The organism is Rhizobium sp. SRI_017 (assembly GCF_057586295.1).
Genome location: NZ_JBYCZP010000008.1, coordinates 67,586 through 85,563, shown reverse-complemented (window position 1 = coordinate 85,563; position 17,978 = coordinate 67,586). Strand labels below are relative to the sequence as shown.

The following is a 17,978-nucleotide window of genomic DNA, read 5'->3' as shown; positions in this document are numbered from 1 at the left end:
AAAGCGTGCTCAACGGCCGCATCGAGTCTTGCCTTTCAAGCGCACTGACTCCAAAGTGGCAAATTCTTGGGCTGAGCCAAATTTAGTCGTCTGCTGGCTCCTTCAAAACCGCTGGAGAATTTACGAAGCAACGCCTTAGAGTTGGCCAAGGGACTACAGTTATCTTGTGACAGCCGCTGGATATCCGCCACCGTCCCAGGGCCATGGCCATGGCCATGGCCAAGAATGTCCGCTTTTGGAAGGTGTGTCCTGATAGCTGAAACTCTGCTGTCGACAGGCCCAAAGCGGCCACATCTGATCGAAAAATTCGATAGTGTTTGCGAAGACTATACACTCTTTGCAGTGGAGGGAGGTTCGAAGAAGCCCGCATCCTCTTCACTAAGATATCGTCTGGCCGCTTCGGCGTCGATATCGAGGCCCAACCCGGGCGTTTCAAGTATGTCCACCATGCTGTCCTTGACGATATGCGGCGGCAAGCCGATTACTAGATCTTCCCACCAAGGGTCGGAGGCGCTCGGATATTCGAACGCAATGTAATTTGCCGGCAAGGTGGCGCAGACATTGATCAACGCGCCGAGGCCCAGAAGGCCGTTGGCGGTGCCGTGCGGTGCCATCAGGATCGAGTGCATGTAGGCGTGCTCGGCGACCCATTTAAGCTCGGCAATGCCGCCAATATCCGCTGGATCGGGGCCGATGACGCGCACCGCCTGTGTCTCGATCAGTTCCTTGAAATTGTGCCGCAGGTAGATCTGCTCGCCGGTATGGATCGGCGTCGAGGTGGAGGTGGTCAGCTCCCGATAGGCCTGCGGATTGACCCAGGGCACATAGTCCCCAGTCAGCATGTCCTCGAGCCACATCAGATTGTATTTCTCTACCGCGCGCGCGAACTTGATCGCATCCGGCAGCATCCAGCCTGGGCCGCAGTCGAGCGCCAGGCTGACTTTGTCGCCCAACACTTCCTTCATGGCGATCACGCAGTCGAGCATGTGATTGAAGCCGCGCTCGCTGATCATGCCCTGATCCATTGCACCGTGATAGCCGGCCTTGTTCTGCGTCACGCCGTAGTGGAAGCCCTCGACGGTGTCCTTCATGTTGGAGTGGAACGAGATTCCTTGCTTGATCATGAAGAAGTTCTGCGGCTGTTCCATCATCCATTTGACGTCGGCGGCGTAATCCTCCGGCCGGTCGCCCGTGCGTTTCCGGCGGATCGAGCCGTTATAGACGCGCACCTTGTCGCGCACCTTGCCGCCGAGCAGCTTATAGACGGGCACACCCGCGGCCTTGCCGGCAATATCCCACAGCGCGTGCTCGATGGCGCTGACCGCCGCGCCATACGGCTTGAAAGAGCCGCGTTGGCGTATCTTCAGCATCACCCTCTCGACGTCGGTCGGGTCCTCGCCGATCAAAGCCTCTCGGAAATGCAGTATCCAGGGCTTGAGGTAGGACTTGGTGAATTCGACTTCGCCCAAGCCGAAAAGGCCCTCGTCCGTAACGATACGGACAATGGGGTGCTGGCCGATGACGGCGCAGCGCAGATCGGTGATTTTCATGGCGTCCTCTATTTCACCGACGAGAAGGTGGTCGGCGCCAGCAATTGATTGATAACATTGGCGATGATTTGGCCGTCAGCCTCGGATTCATCGCGGGCCTTTAGCCACGCCGGATCAGTGGTGAATGCATTCCATTTCACCTCGCGCTCGGCCAGCGATTCCCAGGCCAGGAAGTAGGTGAGGCGCTGATTGTTTTCGCCGATGACCGTCGTGAAGAATCCCGCCTGACGAATGCCATGCGTGTCCCACAAGGCCAGGGTATGGTCGTTGAAGCGCTTAAGCAGTGCCGGCAGCCGGCCCGGCAGGCAGTCGTAGATACGAAGTTCATAGATCATGGTCGCTCCTGAAGTATGTTATTTGTTCCAGGGCGCAGCCTGTCAGCTCCAGGTGCGATCCCAGGAATACTCGTCGTCCCAATGATCCGTAGGCAGCCAGATGCCGGTGACACCCGGCTGCAGATGCTGCGAGATCACCTCGTCGACAATGTCGTCAATCCCCAGGCCCGGCTTGTCCGGAACAGTGATGAAGCCATCCTTCACGAGGGGCTTGGGAAGGCCGGTGACGATATCGTCCCACCAATCGACATCGGCGGAGTGGTATTCGAGCGCCATGAAGTTCTCGGTCGCGGTCGCGACATGGGCCGCGGCCATTGCCGCGATCGGGCTTTCTGCCATATGGATGGCCATGGCTACACCGTGGTCCTGAGCCAAGTCACCGATCTTCTTAGTCTCGAGGATACCGCCGCTGGTGAGCAGGTCCGGGTGGATAACGGAGAGGCCGGCGCTCTTGAGCAAAGGCTCGAAGCCCTCCTTGAGGTATATGTCTTCGCCGGTGCAGATCGGCACCGTGGTGGCGTCCTGCAGTCGCCTGTACTGTTCAGTGTACTGCCATGGGATCACATCCTCGAGCCATGCCGGCACATATTTTTCAATTCGCCTGGCAAGGCGAATGCCGTTCTGCACTGAGATGTGGCCGATGTGATCGATGGCGAGCGGAATATCCATGCCGATGACCTCACGAACCTCGGCAATGTACTGCTCAAGGAAGTCGAGGCCCTTGTCGGTAAAATGGAGGCCGGTGAACGGGTGCGGGACGTTATGCAAATCGTAGGCGGCATTGCGGGCGCGCCGCTCTTCAATGGTCTTCAGCGGGCCACGGAGGGGGCTCTTGCGGTATCCTTCAAGTGAGCCGGCAGGATACACGACCGCACCGGGCACATCCGCGATCTGCATCAACCCCAGATCCATCTTGAGGAAGGTGTAGCCGCGCTCCATGCGCTCTTTGAGGCGCTTGCCGGTCTCGGTGCCGCTCGGCACGGTGGCGTCGGTGTCGCAATAGACGCGCACCTTCTCCCGAAGCCGGCCGCCGAGCATCTGGTAGATGGGGACGCCATAGGCTTTGCCGGCAAGATCCCACAACGCGATTTCGACCGCCGATACGCCGCCGCCTTGCCGGCCGTGCCCGCCGAACTGCTTGATCCGGCGAAACAGGCGGTCGATGTCGCAAGGGTTCTCGCCGAGCAACCGGCTCTTCAGCATCAGCGCATAGCTGGCGCTGGCGCCGTCGCGCACCTCGCCAAGCCCGATGATGCCCTGGTTGGTGTAAATCTTGAGTAGCACCGATTCGAACGGTGCGCCGACGATTTCGGCGACCCGCATGTCGGTAATGCGGAGATCGGACGGCCGGGAATGCGCGTTCACCCGATTGAGTGCCTCGTCGGCCCCATTTGCCTCTGGCATGATTTGTCCTCGTTCTGGACGGCAGGATTGTTACCACGCAGGCTGGCGCGGCAAAGAGCGTCGCTATCCCAGATCTATCTCGTGATGCTCAAGGTAATCGCGGTTCATCTCGATGCCGAGACCCGGATTCGACGTAAGCTTGAGGTTGCCGTTCGAAACATCGAGTGGTCTGTCGATGAGGTGATTGTATTTGTCGAGGTTCCACTCCGACGTTTCGAGCTTATAGAAATTTGGAACGGTCATCATCACCTGCGCGCCCGCAACCACGTTGATCGGCCCAGCGGCATCGTGCGGCGAGACCGGGATATAGTAGGCTTCGCACAAGGCGGAAATCTTCTTGAGTTCGGTAATGCCGCCGGTCCAAGTAACATCCGGCATGATGTAGTCGGCGAGCTTGTTCTCGAGCACTGGCACAAAGTCCCACTTCGTGTGGCCACGCTCCCCCCATGAAATGGGGGCGCTGACCCTCTCGCGGACTTGCTTAAGGGCATTGAGGCTCTCGGGCGGACAGGGCTCCTCGAACCAGTCGATCTGACCGGCTTCTTCAAGGCTTCGGCAGAGGCGAATGGCGGTGGGAACGTCGAAGCGGCCGTGGGCATCAATGAGGATGTCGACGTCGGGGCCTGCTGTTTCGCGGATGAGGGCGGTGAGTTCGGCGGCTTCGCGCTCATCCTTGCGGGTCATGCTGCCGTCGAGATAGCCATCTCGGTGCTCGCGGAACTGTCCATCGGCGGTGCGACCCTGGTGGGGGAAAGGATCGAACTTGAGCGCGGTGTGGCCGGACTCGACGATGTCTCGAATTTCCCGTACCACAGCCTCATTGCTGGTAAATTTGGTCTGGTTGGGATGGGTGTAGAGCGCGATTTCATCGCGTACCGGTCCGCCCAATAGCTCGTAGATCGGCTTACTAAGGACTTTGCCTCGGATGTCCCAGAGGGCTATGTCGATGGCGCTCACACATTCGACTGCAGCGCCGCGACTGCCCATGTAGGTGAAGCTGCGGAATACCTTGTGCCAGAGATACTCGATGCGCGCCGGGTCCTCGCCTGTCACAGCGGCACCGATCTGCCGTAGGATCATGCAAAGAGCTCGGTTGGCGAGTTGTGTCGTGGTGGTGATCTCGCCCCATCCGCTCACCCCTTCGTCGGTCGTCACTTCGACGAACAGGAACTCTCCCCAATGGGAAGCATCGGACCGGATCAGCCACGGCCGGACGCTGGTGATTTTCATCTCAACTGCCTTTGCCTGACGTGGTCGGGTTAACGATATTCCCAGACCTGATATTCTATCCTGCCCGAGCGGCGTTACGCGCGCGCATATGTTCGAGAACGTGCCGGCCGGAACCCTCGACATGGCGTGCAATAAGTTCGGCTGCCGCGTCCGCATTCCCCGCTTTTACATGTGCGATGAGCTCACGGTGCTCGCGAAGGATCGCGGCACGACGGGCGAGCGTGAAATTGAAACGCCGGCTTACGGCGCGCAGCACTTCGCGATGCTTCCACCAAAGCTCGGCGGCATGGCGGTTGTAGTGCCTCTGGTACATCACGGTGTGAAAGGCGGTGTCCAGCTCGCTGTGCCTAAGCGTGTCGGCGAAGTCATTCTTTTCAATCAGGCCCTGGATACGTTCGAGTTCAGCGATGTCCTCGACGGTGGCCATATTCACGAACCATCGCGTCAGGGCCGGCTCGATCAAAACCCCGATCTCGTAGATGTCCCGAACAAAATCCTGATCTATGGGCCGGACGCGCGCCCCACGGTTGGGAAGAAAGGTCACAAAGCCTTCCCCGCGCAATAGTTGCAGTGCCTCGCGGACGGGGTTGGTGGAGGTACCGTGGCGCCGGGCGAGATCGGTGACCACAAGCCGTTCGTTGGCGGCGAGCCGCCCTTCGATGATGTCCTCTCTAATCAGTTGATAAAGCGAAGCCCCCTCGCTGGAGGCGCCCATCGCGTCGATCCCTTCGGGTGGCGCCGCTCTAAAGTCACTCGTTTCGTCCAATATCGCCCCCAAAATAATGCAGGTGTTGCTCGACTATCATGCAAATCCTCCGCAAACAATGTACGATTTATCCGGTTGACAGATAATCTTCGATCTGAAAACGTATAAAAAGCTCGAAGGGATACATTGGCTGCGAACGTTCCGTGGTCTGCGAGCAGCGACCGCTCGCCTCGAGGCAAAGCGGCATGGGAGAGAACCTGGGAGGAGACCCGATGACGAGGATTTCACTCGGCAATGCCGTTCTGCGCGGTACAGTCGCCACAGCTTTGATCGTATCGTTGATGTCCACGTCGGCGCTGGCCACGCCGCCGGTCGATTTGAACAAATGGTCGCCCGAATATGTGCGCTCCATTGCCGGCACGCAGGAGTTTGACACCGCCGCCGATTGCGGCAAGGTCACCCCTCTCGACTACCAGGGCCGGCTGACTTTCTGGTATCAAGGCGTGTTCGAGGGCGACCCCGACATGCTACGCCAGTATTACAAGGACTTCTTCGAGACTTTCCGCAAGACCTATCCAAACATCCAGCTCGAGGAAGAGGCGCTCACCTACAACGACCTTCTGGACAAGTTCCGGACCGCACTACTGGGAAATGCAGCGCCCATGGCGGTTCGCCTGCAGATCCTTGGTGGCACCGAGTTCGCCGCAAAGGGCTATCTGGAGCCGCTCAAACCCGAGGATGTAGGATATTCGACCGAGGACTTCTGGCCCGGCGCCATGAAGGCCGTGACCTGGGAGGGCGTCACCTACGGCGTTCCAACCAACAACGAGACGATGGCGTTCATTTGGAACGCAGATGTCTTCAAGCGTGCGGGCCTCGATCCCGACAAGGCTCCCGCAACCTGGGACGACGTCGTCAAATATTCGAAGCAGATCCACGACAAACTCGGCATTGCCGGTTACGGCCTTGTGGCTCGCAAGAATGCCGGTAACACGCCGTACCGCTTCATGCCGCAGCTATGGGCCTATGGCGGTGGCGTCTTCGACGAGGCCACCGCGAGCCCGACCTATAAGCAGGTTGAGCTCAACAGCCCGCAGAGCAAGGCGGCTTTGCAAGCCTCATACGATATGTATGTTCGCGACAAGTCGGTTCCGGTTTCGGCACTCACCAATCAGCAGGCAGACAACCAGCCCCTCTTCCTCGCTGGCCAGCTCGGCATGATGGTCTCGCATCCGTCCGACTACAATGTCATGCTCGATCTGCAGAAGAAGGCGACGGGCACCGACAAGGACAAGGCGCAGACCGTCATCGACAACATGCGCTACGGCCTGATTCCGACCGGCCCCGACGGCAAGCGTGCCGTTGTATTTGGTGGCTCGAACATTCATATCCTGAAGCCCGATTATGTCGAGGGTGGCAAGGTGGACGAGCCGGCTGCAAAAGCTATGGTCTGCATGTGGACGAGCCCCGAATGGTCGCTGAAGATGGCCTATGCCGGCTCGAATCCGGGGAACCTTAACGGCTTCAAGACCAAGTGGATGAAGGAACGTCTGGACAACATCAAGTTCCTTGACGTCACGACCTCGATGCTTCCGTACGGCATCCCGTTCCCGGCGCTTCCGCAGACCCCCGAGATCATGAATATCATCGTCCCGGACATGCTGCAGAATGCTCTTACCGGAGCCATGACCGTCGATCAGGCCGCGGATGACGCTGCCAAGAAGGTCGAAGACCTGTTGGACGGCGGACTCTAGTTCAAGCCTGACCACGATCTGACCGGCTGCGCAGAGGGTGCGGCCGGTTTTTTCCGAAGAGCAAGGGCACGCCACTGTGACGATCTTGACCGGCAAGGCCGAGGCTCGCCGAGCACTGCAACCAGACAGGTCCGGCGTCCTGCGAAGGATTTGGGAGCATCGCGCCGACTACGCATATGTGCTCCCTGCGATCGCGGTGATGCTGATCGTGATAGTCTATCCGATCTACTACACGATCGAGCTGTCCTTCTTCAATACGCCGCCCGGTCTGCAACTCCGGGACAAGATTTTCGTCGGCCTTAACAACTACACCTCGATCCTCACAAGTCCAGTATTCTGGAAGGTCACCTCGAACACTCTCATCTGGACTCTGGGTTCCACAATCATCTCATTTGTATTGGGCTTTGCCTGCGCGCTGGCGCTCCATCGTGACTTCCTCGGCCGTGGCCTTCTGCGTGCCATCCTAATCATTCCTTGGGTCATCAGCGCGGTCGCCGCGTCCTATATCTGGAAGTGGATCTACCATTCGGATTTTGGGATCATCGGCGCGGTGCTCGTCGGATTCGGATTGGCCGATCGTCCACCGAATTTCATCGACAGCGTCACCACGGTGCTGCCCTCCCTGATCGTCGTCAATATCTGGCGGGAATTCCCGTTTGCCATGATCATGATGATGGCGGGCCTGCAGACAGTCCCAGACCAGTTGCTGCGCGCCGCAAAAGTCGACGGAGCCAATGCATGGCAGCGGTTCTGGCACGTCACCTTCCCGCACTTGAGAAATGTCTCGACAGTGACGATCCTTCTGCTGGCCGTGGCCAACTTCAATTCATTCATCATCCCCTGGATCATGACTGGCGGCGGGCCCTCGAACGCATCGCATATCTGGATCACCCACATTTATGAGCTCGCCTTCGGCCGCCAGCGCTGGGGGGTGGCCTCGGCCTATTCGGTGCTGCTGTTCCTCACTCTTATGTCGCTCGCCTACTTCTACGTCCGTGCTCTTAGCAGCAACGATCGGAAGGATGGGAGTGCATGAGCGCGATTGCCGACACTGCTCCAGGAGGCCGGCCCCGTCGCCGTATCCGCATCGATGGATGGCGGTGGAGTGGACGCATCTTCCTCGTCTTCATGCTGCTTTACACTGCGTTGCCGATGATCTGGATGCTGCTTACTTCGATCAAGTCCGGCTTTGCGGCCATGCAATTTCCGCCGCAATGGTGGCCCGACCAACCCACCCTTGCCAGCTACGAGAAGCTGCTCGATCCCCAAAACAGCGTCGGCCAGGACTTCCTCCGCTTCTTCTGGAACAGCCTTTTCGTCTCGACTGCCACGACCATCCTTTCGGTGATCGTGGCAGTTCCAGCGGCCTACGCATTTTCGCGCTTCACTTTCCCGGGGCGGAACGTTCTGTTCTTCGCCGTCTTGCTTCGCAACATGTTTCCTGCGGTGATATTTCTCGTACCGCTCTTCATCCTGATGCGCGCGATCGGGCTAGTGAACACGCATGGGTCGCTCATTCTCACCTACCTCACATTTGGCCTGCCGCTGGCAATCTGGCTCCTCAAGGGTTTCTACGACAACATCCCCGTGCAGCTTGAGCAGGCCGCGCGCATCGACGGGGCGACGCGGTTCCAGGCCTTTGTCCTGATCGTAATGCCGCTATCGGCGCCAGGAATCATCGCCACAGCAATCTATTCCTTCATCGGCGCGTGGAACGAGTACATCTACGCATACACCTTCCTCTCCAAGAACGACCAGTTAACATTGCCGGTCGGCATCCAGCGCTTCTTCTCGGAAAATACGACGGACTTCCCCGGCCTGATGGCGGCCAGCTTTATGATGAGCGTGCCCGTCGTGGTCCTGTTCCTCGTCCTGCAGCGATACTTCGTTCGCGCCCTTACAGAAGGCGCAGTCAAGCACTAGGGAGTTACCGGTGACCTATGTGGTCCTCAAAGATCTTGTCAAGACCTATGGCAGCTTCAAAGCTGTCAACAACGTTTCGCTGACCGTCAATGACGGTGAATTTGTTGCGCTCGTCGGCCCTTCGGGCTGCGGCAAAACAACCACGCTCAATCTTGTAGCGGGGCTGATCCCCATTACATCGGGCGACATCCTCATCGGGGACCGGGTGGTCAACGACCTCGATCCCAAGGACCGGGACATCGCAATGGTGTTCCAGAACTACGCGCTTTACCCGCAAAAGTCGGTCTATAATAATCTGGCGTTTCCGCTGCAGATGCGCAAACTGCCAAGGGACGAGATCGACAAGAAGGTCAGGGAAGCGGCGCGAGTGCTCGACATGACGCAGCTGCTCGAGCGCAAGCCGCGCGAACTTTCGGGCGGGCAACAGCAGCGCGTGGCGCTGGGCCGCGCCCTCGTTCGAGATCCGGCGGTATTCCTGATGGATGAACCACTCTCCAACCTCGACGCGAAGCTACGCGTGCAGATGCGGTCGGAGATCAAGCGCTTCCACCAGGACCTCAAGGCGACAATCATCTATGTGACGCACGACCAGCTCGAAGCCGTGACGATGGCCGACAGGATGGCCGTGATGAACGGCGGCTACCTGCAGCAATACGATTCACCGGCGCAGGTCTTCGCCCACCCGGTGAATATGTTCGTCGCGAGCTTTGTCGGCAGTCCGGCTATGAGCCTTGTTCCGCTGGAGTCATCGACGGCAGGCGGCAACATTGTGTTGACCAGCGCGGAGGGCTGGCGCCTCGATCTCTCGCCACAGAACGCCCAGAAAGTCGCGCAGGCAACCACCCGGAATGTCGTGCTCGGCGCGCGCCACTCAACGATCAAGCTGCACAAGAGTGCAGTGTCAGGAAGCATCCCTGCCAAGGCCTACACGGTGGAGCCGACAGGCGACGTCACTTTCGTACAGGCGTTCCTTTCTGGCGCCATCGTCAACGTCAGCGTGCCGCCGACCATCGCCGTCGCACCTGACGAGGAGATCTGGCTCGAGTTCGACCAGGAGCGGATTCATCTGTTTGACGGCGAAACGGAAATGGCCCTCAAGGCCAACTGAGATGAAGCGGATGCCTTTGGAACGAGAGCGTGCATGACGATGAAGCTAAAAATCACTGCTATCAAGCCCTATCCGGTTTGGGTGGGAATACGCAACCAGATGCTTGTTAAGGTCGAGACCGACGGCGGCATTTCCGGTTGGGGCGAGAGCGGTCTGAGCGGTCGCGAAAAGGCAGTGGCCGGCGCGATTGAACACTATCGCGAGTTTCTTGTCGGCCGCGATCCGATGCAGATTGGCAGGATCTGGCAGGAAGTCTATCGCAGCCAATACTTCGAAGGCGGGCGCGTTCTCCAGGCGGCGATTTCCGCTATCGACATCGCCCTTCACGACATCAAGGGCAAGGCGCTGGGGGTGCCGGCCTACGAACTGCTCGGCGGCAAGCAGCGCGACCGCATTCCGACCTTCGCCTCGACCGGCGACGAGGCAGAGGGCGATGTTGCCATCGAACGCGCCCGCGAACTGCACGCACTGGGGTGGCAGGCCATTCGCTTCTTCCCTGCCGGGCAAAGCAGTAAGGACATCTTTGAGCCGCGCGAGTCGATCGGGGCGACGGCACGAATGCTGAACAAGGCGCGCGAGACGTTGGGTGACAACGTCGTTCTCGGGATCGACTATCATCATCGGCTGTCGGTGGCGGAGGCAGCGAGTTTCTGTAACAAGCTCGGTCGTGGCGTGCTTGATTTCCTCGAGGAGCCGATACGGGACGAGACACCCGAGGCCTACGAATCCCTGCGCACGATGACCGACATCCCGTTCGCCATCGGCGAGGAATTTGCCAGCAAGTGGCAGTTCCTGCCCTACATCGAGCGCGGCATTCATCAGTTCAACCGGCTTGATGTCTGCAATGTTGGCGGGCTTACCGAAGCGATGAAGGTCGCCGGCTGGAGCGAGGCCCACTATGTGGACCTGATGCCGCACAATCCCCTTGGGCCGGTCTGCACGGCCGCGACCATCCATCTCGCCGCCGCGGTACCGAATTTCGCCTGGCTCGAGACCAGGGCACCCGAGGCGAAGCTGGGTTTCGACAATTCCGACTTCTTCCCCGTGCAACCCCGACTCGACGGCCCCGGCTATCCGGTTAGCGATCTGCCGGGGCTCGGCGTCGAGGTCAACGAAGAAGCGATCAAGGCGGAGAGCTTTCGTTTCTGGGAAGCGCCTCACCTCAAGCGCCGCGACGGTTCTGTCACGAACTGGTAGTTTCAATCACCGGAGTCTTAAATGACGCATCCTCCCGACATTACGCGACCGCCCAAAAACATGATCGAAGCACTGAAGGAAATCGGCGCCGCGACGATTGCCGGCACGCTTGGCCACATGGGCTTCCGCAATCCGCACATGGTCGGTCCCGTGCCCCAGAACCACGGGAAGTCGATCGTCGGCCCAGCTCTGACGCTCCAGTTCATGCCGCAGCGGCCGGACCTTTTCACCGAGGGAGAATATGCCGATCCGGAGACGCAGTTGCACCGCCATGTGCTCTATCAAGCGCAGGAGGGCGACGTTGTCGTGGTCGACGCGCGCGGCGACATGAGCTCGGGCGTCTTCGGCGATATGATGTCGACGTATTTCAAAGGAAGAGGCGGCGCGGGCATCGTCATCGACGGATGCATGCGCGATCGTCCCAATGTCGAGAAGCTGGATCTCCCCCTATGGCTGCGCGGCTGGACGCCCAACTATCATGTGCAGACCAGCATCTATCCCAATGCCGTCAACGTTCCGATTGCCTGCGGCGGTGTCACGGTAATCCCCGGCGATATCATCGTCGCCGACGACGACGGGGTAGTGGTGGTTCCGGCGACAATGGCCTCGGCGGTCATAAAGGAGTCACAAAAGCATCACGATTGGGAGGAGTTCTCGCGCGTGAAGCTTATGGAGGGCGGGCCGTTGCAGCGCTACTATCCACTGCATGACGATGCTCAAGGAGAATACGAAGAGTGGCGCAAAAAAAACCCTTTGGAGAAACAAAGTTAGCCTTGCTGATCCGCAGAGGCACCATTTAACGAGAGTCGGGGAAACCCGGAGCGGATTGCTCGGAGTTGGCTTCATGTTACGCCGGCATGAACTCGTCGCCTTTGAACGGCTTGAGTGCCAATAGTGGGGTATCCCAGCCAGCCAGTCGGAAGTGGCGGCAGTGGCGAGTGCGGCGGCTGCAAGCAGCAATGCGTTAGCGGCCTTGGTAAGGTTTTCATAAGAGGGACTTTTTTTGTCCCAAGATTCAAGCATGACCCCGGAACGGCGGCAAATAAAAGGGGCCGACTCCCATCTGCCCCTCAAAGGAGATAATTTCGTATACGGATGAATCCCAAACCGTCGGCAACGTCCTGCGACGAATTATGGGGAGGCTGGCGAGCCTCCCCATTCCTCAAACACCGGAATTCCCTCCCCAGAGACTCTACGGTGAATGCGCGGCATCTATACTTATAAAACTTGCGTGGGCAATGCTCCCCAAGTGGTAAGTGCGGTATCGCGCAAAGAAAAAGGGGAGGCCCGCCAGCACTCCCCTTCCGTGCCTCGCGGAGTCCTCTCGAACTGGAAGCATCTACTCATTTGCATGTGAGCGAATCTGCCTCAAGAGTCCATTACGTGAACGAAATATATTCTTTCGGTTGCTGGACCGACACGAACCGTCTCAGGATTGAATGGTCAGCTTAGAGTTCCGAAAGCCAATTCCCTGACGTCAAAAACTCTTGCCGGAACGGCCGGATATATGCCGGAGGAATTCGCAGGCGGGACCAACGCAGACTTCACCATACGCGAGGCTAGAGATACGGATAATCAGTTCAGCTAATGCCGCCAGCGCGTACTACGGGCGATTGACGATGCCTAGACGATTCCATACCGCCTGCTCAAAGACTTTCTCAAGGTGCGGGCTGCCCGCTATCAGGAGGGCGTGATCTACGCCTCTCAACAGAGATGGATAGACGTCAATTCTTGCACATCGTTGCCCTTCTCTTAGAGGGCAGGATGGTCATCGAGCATTCGTAGAAAGTGAAATGGCAGATAGCTAGTTTTAGGCTTTGAGGCCCCCGTTCCCGTAACGCTGCCGAGCAATTGTCCAACAGTGCTCGGACAGCGAGTTGGCTTCAGTCATTCCCATACGGTACGCGTCCACGATTTCCGCCGCGAAATGCTCACGGCGCTCGGAGGAGCAAGTAAACCATGGCTCCGCGACGATATCGCAAAAGACACGGTGAATTACCTGAAAGTCATCAGGCATAAGAATCCCGGTGGTCGCTGGGAATGACAAATTTCTACTCCATATCAATCACAATTATACTCTTCCAAAAAACCCTTTAGGCTTAAATTTGTTCCCCAACTCATGCTGCAGGCCATGCTGAATCAGCGGTCTCAGCGCCAGCACGATCGACTCCATGGCTAGTCGCACATCGATCAGAAAGTCACAGGTTGATCGCTGTGTCGCCCGAAGGTGCAGGTTGCGGTTTGACCGAGCAGAACCACCTTCCGAATAAAGGGTGCCAGGAGAGTCGCGACATCCATATGGATGGAACGATAGTAGATTGCTCAAAGGTCACGTCTTGCGTCGTCGTCAATGGACCAGGTTTTCTTCCGCTTCGCAGACAGCAGATCGCCGCCTGGATCGACCCGGTGGAAACGGCTTCTGCCCATCCATTGAATTGCGTTCCGGGTGTGCTGATGGTGGCTCTCGCGCAGCGAGATGACTTCCTCATCCTTCGCCCTCTGCGCCCTACCCCACCACTCGAAGCCGATGGGGTGATGGCAGGTTGTCCGGCGCCGCCTTCATGGCCCACTTCAGCGCAAAAATTCAGCAGATGGCCGCAACATCGGCGAAATGCGCTTTAGTGGCTTTGGTGGCGGAAAGGGCGATGCCAAATATGGGCGCATTAGGCGCAGCCCGTCAATCATCAAAGCGCCGGGAACTAAGTACCGCCCTGGATGTTATTTCGGCCGACGCTGTCAACGGAAAGTGCGCCTTGGTATGAGCCGGCATGGACACCTTGTGTTGGATTGCGCACGACTTTTGAACATGAAGGCAGGGGAGCTAATCCGCCTAGACAAGTTCATGAATTGTGCGGTCGAACATGGCGCCCAAATGCACGAAATGGAGGACGCCCTTATTTATGCAAGCGCCAATGGCTGGGTACTTGCGATCGGCCATCACCTCCATCTCACAGAGAGCGGCTACAGGCTTCTTTACCCCGCCAACGACAACTTGCACGGTTCCGTCTAAGCCGTCTTACCGGCGGAAGTGCTACGAGCTTTCCCTTGTAATGCATCCAGTTCGCACCCTTCCCTCTCTGGTGGGGGTCAAACCACTCCCCGCCGAACCGCGCCATGAACGCCTCAGCGTCCTCTTTCAACGAGTGGCAGAACACCCGGTACCAATAGCCGTCATAGGACATTGAGTGGCCACGTGAGCAAAAAGAAAGGCGCTTGTGAACTCACGGTGAATGTCGTGGTTTTTTCTCGTACAGAAGTCCTCCTGCTGCGCCACCTGATTAGGCCAGCCGCGGTCAACGGCAGAGGGGCTCAACTCACCTTTTCGGTAAGCCATAGGAATTTTATCCGTGCTATATGGGAATATGTTCTAAATGAGCCAAGCAGTGATTTGTATTTCCCGAGACCGATTCCCGCTTCCCGCTTCGCCAAATCCTCCTCCTCGCCCCTTTTCAGACGACCCTCTCATTTTTCCGGCGCAGGTCGCTGACGGCTTGGATGTCCTCCATCCAGCTACCGAGCTTCAGCCGCTTTATCGCATGCCTGGAGACAGACACGCTCTGGGACCGATACTCTTTTGAGAAGTCATGGTGCATCGAGGTCGCCAGGACCAGTTTGCCATTGGAGACAACGACGAAATCCGAAAAGTAGGCATCCCCGGCAAAGGAAGGTGCCTATTGTAGGACGGCAGCTGGCAGAACTTCAATCCCTTAGCCTTCAGACCTTCGCTCGACTCCGCGGCCGCGTGCTGATCTGTTGATGATCAAGAGAGAGACGAGCACCAAGAACAGCCCGCAAAGCTCAGTCCAATCCAACCTCTCTTCCAGCAATGTCACCCCGAGCAGCGTGGCGCAAACCGGAACCAGGAATCCGACCATCAAAGTGTTTGCGGCTCCGACCTTCGCCAGCAGTCGAAAGAAGAGAAGATAGGCAAGCCCCGTCGACAAGACGCCCATGACGATGAGCGGCAACGGATGACAGACCGGGGTATGGCCGGGTCCAGGGTTGCTCCACGACCAATGCGAAGATTGTCGCTATCGTCGCCGCTGAGACAACTTGCCCGGTGGCGGCAGATAGCGGTGCGACGTCACCGGCGACAACTCTTCTTCCAAAGACGCCCGCAGCAGCAGATGACATGGCAGCCAGCAGCACGGCGAAAGGTGCCAATGCGATATCCGTATTCATTAGGGTTCCGGGCCCGATGATCAGGATCACGCCGACGAACGCGATGCTAGTGCCGAGCGCCCTGAGAAGAGTCAGCCGTTCTCTCGGTGAGAAGAAGTGGGCAAAAATTGCGCCGACGATCGGGGACGTTGCTGCCAGGATCGCTGCAACCCCACTGGCAAGGTCGCGCTGCGCAACCGCGATGAAAGTGATCGGGATGAAACTGTTGAACAGCCCAAGCAAAGCCATCTGCCGGAGTGTTGGCAAGCGGTCTCCATCCACCCGGACGAAGTGAAGAATTGCGATGAGGACCACCGCTCCGATCACCAATCTCGAAGCGGCAATCGTGAACGGCCCGACATCTTCATTGGCGATCTCGGTGAAGAAGAAGGAGCCTCCGAACAGGAAGGCCAGCAAGACGATGGTGATCCACTCGCGTCGATCCATTGCTCGATCAACCTATCTCGTCTGGATCATCGGAACCCGCCGCCCGAAGAGCAGGACGATTGCACCAAATCCGCAAAGGCTCGCGCAGAGCCAGAACAGGCACCAGTATCCGAACGCGTTCGCCCATAGACCGGTGCCGAGGCCCGAAAGCAGGAAGCCAACGCTGATGGTGTTGCCGAACAACGCCGACGCGGTCCCGGCCCGACCAGGCAGGAGGTCCTGCACGACCGCCATGCCGACAATGCTGATGATCCCGATCCCCGCCGCTCTCGGAATCTGACCAAAATAAAGCGATTGCAATGTTGGCCAGACTAGCGCCATCAGGAAATAGGCAGCGAAGAGGGCGAATCCGAAGAACAGAAGCCCTTGCCTGTTCGACAGACCGGGCCAGACCACGAAGGCGCCCATCACTACCACTTCGAGCCCCGCGCAGAGGCTGAATAGCAAGCCGACATCGCGCTCAGTGCCAAGGTCCTGTGCCACGATGATCGACATCGCGTTCGATCCCATAAACATTGCGGTATGGAACGCCGATAGCGCGAGAATAGCCGGCGCGGCCCGACGCAGATTTTCGAGACCCAACTTCGGCCGCTTCGCGAATGTTCGCTCCACTGCTCTGAAGCGCGTAAAGATAACGATCGCCAGCGACAAGGCCGCGAGCGAGGCCGCACCCAGAAAAACACCAGGAAACCCTTTCTGGGACACGAGCACCGCGCCTAGCGCCGGGCCGATTGTCCAACTGAGGGAAGCGACCAGTCGAAGGATAGCCATGCCCCGCGACACCGTCGAACCACCCACTAGGTCCAATCGACCTTTCGCAACGGCAAACAGAATGCTGAAGGATGCGGCGCCAAGGCCGAAAAGGATCCCAGCATTCAAAACCAGCGTCCATATCTCGGTGAGATAAGCGCAAAGCAGGAACCCGACCGATTTGGAGAGGAGCGATACGACAAGAGGCCAAATGAGAGACTTGCGGTCGAGCAGATGTCCGAACAGGCTGGTAATCGCCATACCGGACGCTGCCGGAATCGTAAGGAACGCGCTGAGCTCCAGGGGCGACATACCGATGTCTTCGACGGCGAGGAGCGCGATATAGCTTCCTGCCATCGCCTCGGCGAGCATTGCCAGGAGGATCGCGAAAAATGCCGGCCCAAAATTCGGCACGGCAAATGGAGAAATGGCGGATCCTACACGCTCGCTATCTTGTTTCATCGGTTTCCAGGAGCTCGAGGGTCAGCTGGCAGGAGATTTAGCATCATAATTCCGGCAACCGTGGTTTGTTCAGTCTGACCTGATCGACAAGCATCTTGGTGGCAGCAAAGGTTGCGGGGGCGGAACTATCGTGTTTCAATCCACCGGCTGCCTTTGAAAGGATCGACCAATTCCCCGCATATTTATTACTGGTTCTACCGATGGCCTCGGCCTCGCGGCGGCCCAAACCTTGATAGGCCAAGGGCATGAGGTGGTGCTGCATGCACGCTCGAATGCGCGCGCTTCGGCGGTGAGCGGAATGACAAACGGTATCGCAGGCGTTGTCATCGGCGACCTGGGCAGCGCCGTCGAGACCCGATCGATCGCCGAGCACGTCAACGCCATCGGTCGCATCGACGCGGTCATCCACAATGCCGGCATTTATCTCGAGCCCGTTCGTGGCGACACGGCAGAGGGTCACGCCAAGACGCTGGCTGTGAACACAATCGCACCCTACATGCTCACCGCTCTGATCAAGCGTCCGGGCAGGCTCGTCTATCTCAGCAGCGGCATGCATCTCGGCGGCAGTGCTTCGCTTGATGACATCGATTGGAGCGGGCGTCGCTGGAGCCCCAGCCAGGCCTATTCCGACAGCAAGCTCCATGTGGCCACTCTTGCCGCGGCGGTCGCCCGGCACTGGCCGGAGGTGCTAAGCAACTCGGTGGATCCCGGCTGGGTGCCAACGAAGATGGGTGGGCCTGGCGCTCCTGATGATCTTGAACAGGGTCATTTGACTCAGACATGGCTCTCGGTCAGCGACGATCCCGCCGCCAAGCTCAGTGGCAGGTATTGGCATCACCGCGAGGTCCGCAGGCCTGCGGCCCATGTCACCGACGAAACCTTCCAGGATCGGTTGATCGAAAAGCTTGGGGCGTTGACCGGGATCAGCCTGTTCTAGTCTGAGGAGAACTA

Annotated in this window: 15 protein-coding genes and 1 pseudogene; 7 read left to right on the top strand and 9 right to left on the bottom strand. The window is 58.4% G+C overall.

Annotation, left to right across the window (positions count from 1 at the left end; translation table 11 throughout):
- Positions 1–326: 326 nt before the first annotated feature.
- From AC2YI2_RS18370 to AC2YI2_RS18350, 5 genes are all read right to left on the bottom strand, one after another.
- Positions 327–1,550, bottom strand: coding sequence for a mandelate racemase/muconate lactonizing enzyme family protein (locus AC2YI2_RS18370; protein WP_487387937.1), 1,224 nt, complete (start codon positions 1,548–1,550; stop codon positions 327–329).
- An 8-nt stretch (positions 1,551–1,558) separates the two neighbouring features.
- A complete protein-coding gene (locus AC2YI2_RS18365; protein ID WP_487387936.1) occupies positions 1,559–1,885 on the bottom strand; it encodes an NIPSNAP family protein in 327 nt (108 codons plus the stop codon).
- Positions 1,886–1,927: 42 nt separating this feature from the next.
- Positions 1,928–3,289, bottom strand: a complete 1,362-nt coding sequence (locus AC2YI2_RS18360; RefSeq protein ID WP_487387935.1) for a mandelate racemase/muconate lactonizing enzyme family protein — start codon at positions 3,287–3,289, stop codon at positions 1,928–1,930.
- A gap of 63 nt (positions 3,290–3,352) precedes the next feature.
- Entirely contained in the window at positions 3,353–4,519 is a 1,167-nt protein-coding gene (locus AC2YI2_RS18355) for a mandelate racemase/muconate lactonizing enzyme family protein (RefSeq protein ID WP_487387934.1), read from the bottom strand.
- 55 nt (positions 4,520–4,574) lie between these two features.
- Complete coding sequence (locus tag AC2YI2_RS18350; protein WP_487387933.1) at positions 4,575–5,285, bottom strand: GntR family transcriptional regulator; 711 nt, start codon at positions 5,283–5,285, stop codon at positions 4,575–4,577.
- A gap of 212 nt (positions 5,286–5,497) precedes the next feature.
- Here AC2YI2_RS18350 and AC2YI2_RS18345 point away from each other — a divergent pair, with 212 nt between their 5' ends.
- The 6 genes from AC2YI2_RS18345 to AC2YI2_RS18320 all read left to right on the top strand — a co-directional run bounded on the left by AC2YI2_RS18345 (position 5,498) and on the right by AC2YI2_RS18320 (position 11,978).
- On the top strand, positions 5,498–6,979 hold the full coding sequence (locus AC2YI2_RS18345) for an ABC transporter substrate-binding protein (RefSeq protein WP_487387932.1): 1,482 nt from the start codon (positions 5,498–5,500) through the stop codon (positions 6,977–6,979).
- Positions 6,980–7,055: 76 nt separating this feature from the next.
- On the top strand, positions 7,056–8,015 hold the full coding sequence (locus AC2YI2_RS18340) for a carbohydrate ABC transporter permease (RefSeq protein WP_487387931.1): 960 nt from the start codon (positions 7,056–7,058) through the stop codon (positions 8,013–8,015).
- Positions 8,012–8,902, top strand: a complete 891-nt coding sequence (locus AC2YI2_RS18335) for a carbohydrate ABC transporter permease (protein ID WP_487387930.1) — start codon at positions 8,012–8,014, stop codon at positions 8,900–8,902. Before AC2YI2_RS18340 ends, AC2YI2_RS18335 begins: the two co-directional genes overlap by 4 nt.
- Positions 8,903–8,912: 10 nt before the next feature.
- A complete protein-coding gene (locus AC2YI2_RS18330) occupies positions 8,913–10,010 on the top strand; it encodes an ABC transporter ATP-binding protein (RefSeq protein ID WP_487387929.1) in 1,098 nt (365 codons plus the stop codon).
- Positions 10,011–10,043: 33 nt separating this feature from the next.
- Positions 10,044–11,207 carry a mandelate racemase/muconate lactonizing enzyme family protein gene (locus AC2YI2_RS18325; RefSeq protein ID WP_487387928.1) on the top strand — a complete coding sequence of 388 codons (1,164 nt, stop codon included), beginning with the start codon at positions 10,044–10,046 and terminating at the stop codon, positions 11,205–11,207.
- A 21-nt stretch (positions 11,208–11,228) separates the two neighbouring features.
- A complete protein-coding gene (locus tag AC2YI2_RS18320) occupies positions 11,229–11,978 on the top strand; it encodes a ribonuclease activity regulator RraA (RefSeq protein WP_487387927.1) in 750 nt (249 codons plus the stop codon).
- Between the two features lie 2,936 nt (positions 11,979–14,914).
- Here AC2YI2_RS18320 and AC2YI2_RS18315 read toward each other — a convergent pair.
- The 4 genes and pseudogenes from AC2YI2_RS18315 to AC2YI2_RS18300 all read right to left on the bottom strand — a co-directional run bounded on the left by AC2YI2_RS18315 (position 14,915) and on the right by AC2YI2_RS18300 (position 17,289).
- Complete coding sequence (locus AC2YI2_RS18315; RefSeq protein WP_487387926.1) at positions 14,915–15,160, bottom strand: EamA family transporter; 246 nt, start codon at positions 15,158–15,160, stop codon at positions 14,915–14,917.
- Positions 15,161–15,416: 256 nt separating this feature from the next.
- Positions 15,417–15,815 (bottom strand): annotated as a pseudogene (locus AC2YI2_RS18310) (DMT family transporter); the annotation flags it as partial.
- A 12-nt stretch (positions 15,816–15,827) separates the two neighbouring features.
- Positions 15,828–17,027 carry an MFS transporter gene (locus tag AC2YI2_RS18305; RefSeq protein WP_487387925.1) on the bottom strand — a complete coding sequence of 400 codons (1,200 nt, stop codon included), beginning with the start codon at positions 17,025–17,027 and terminating at the stop codon, positions 15,828–15,830.
- 43 nt (positions 17,028–17,070) lie between these two features.
- The gene (locus AC2YI2_RS18300) at positions 17,071–17,289 is read right to left on the bottom strand and encodes a hypothetical protein (protein ID WP_487387924.1); all 219 of its coding nucleotides are present in this window, start codon (positions 17,287–17,289) and stop codon (positions 17,071–17,073) included.
- Between AC2YI2_RS18300 and AC2YI2_RS18295 the strand changes: the two genes are divergently transcribed.
- A complete protein-coding gene (locus tag AC2YI2_RS18295) occupies positions 17,197–17,964 on the top strand; it encodes an SDR family NAD(P)-dependent oxidoreductase (protein WP_487388159.1) in 768 nt (255 codons plus the stop codon). The two genes, AC2YI2_RS18300 and AC2YI2_RS18295, sit on opposite strands and share 93 nt — an antisense overlap.
- Positions 17,965–17,978 lie beyond the last annotated feature (14 nt).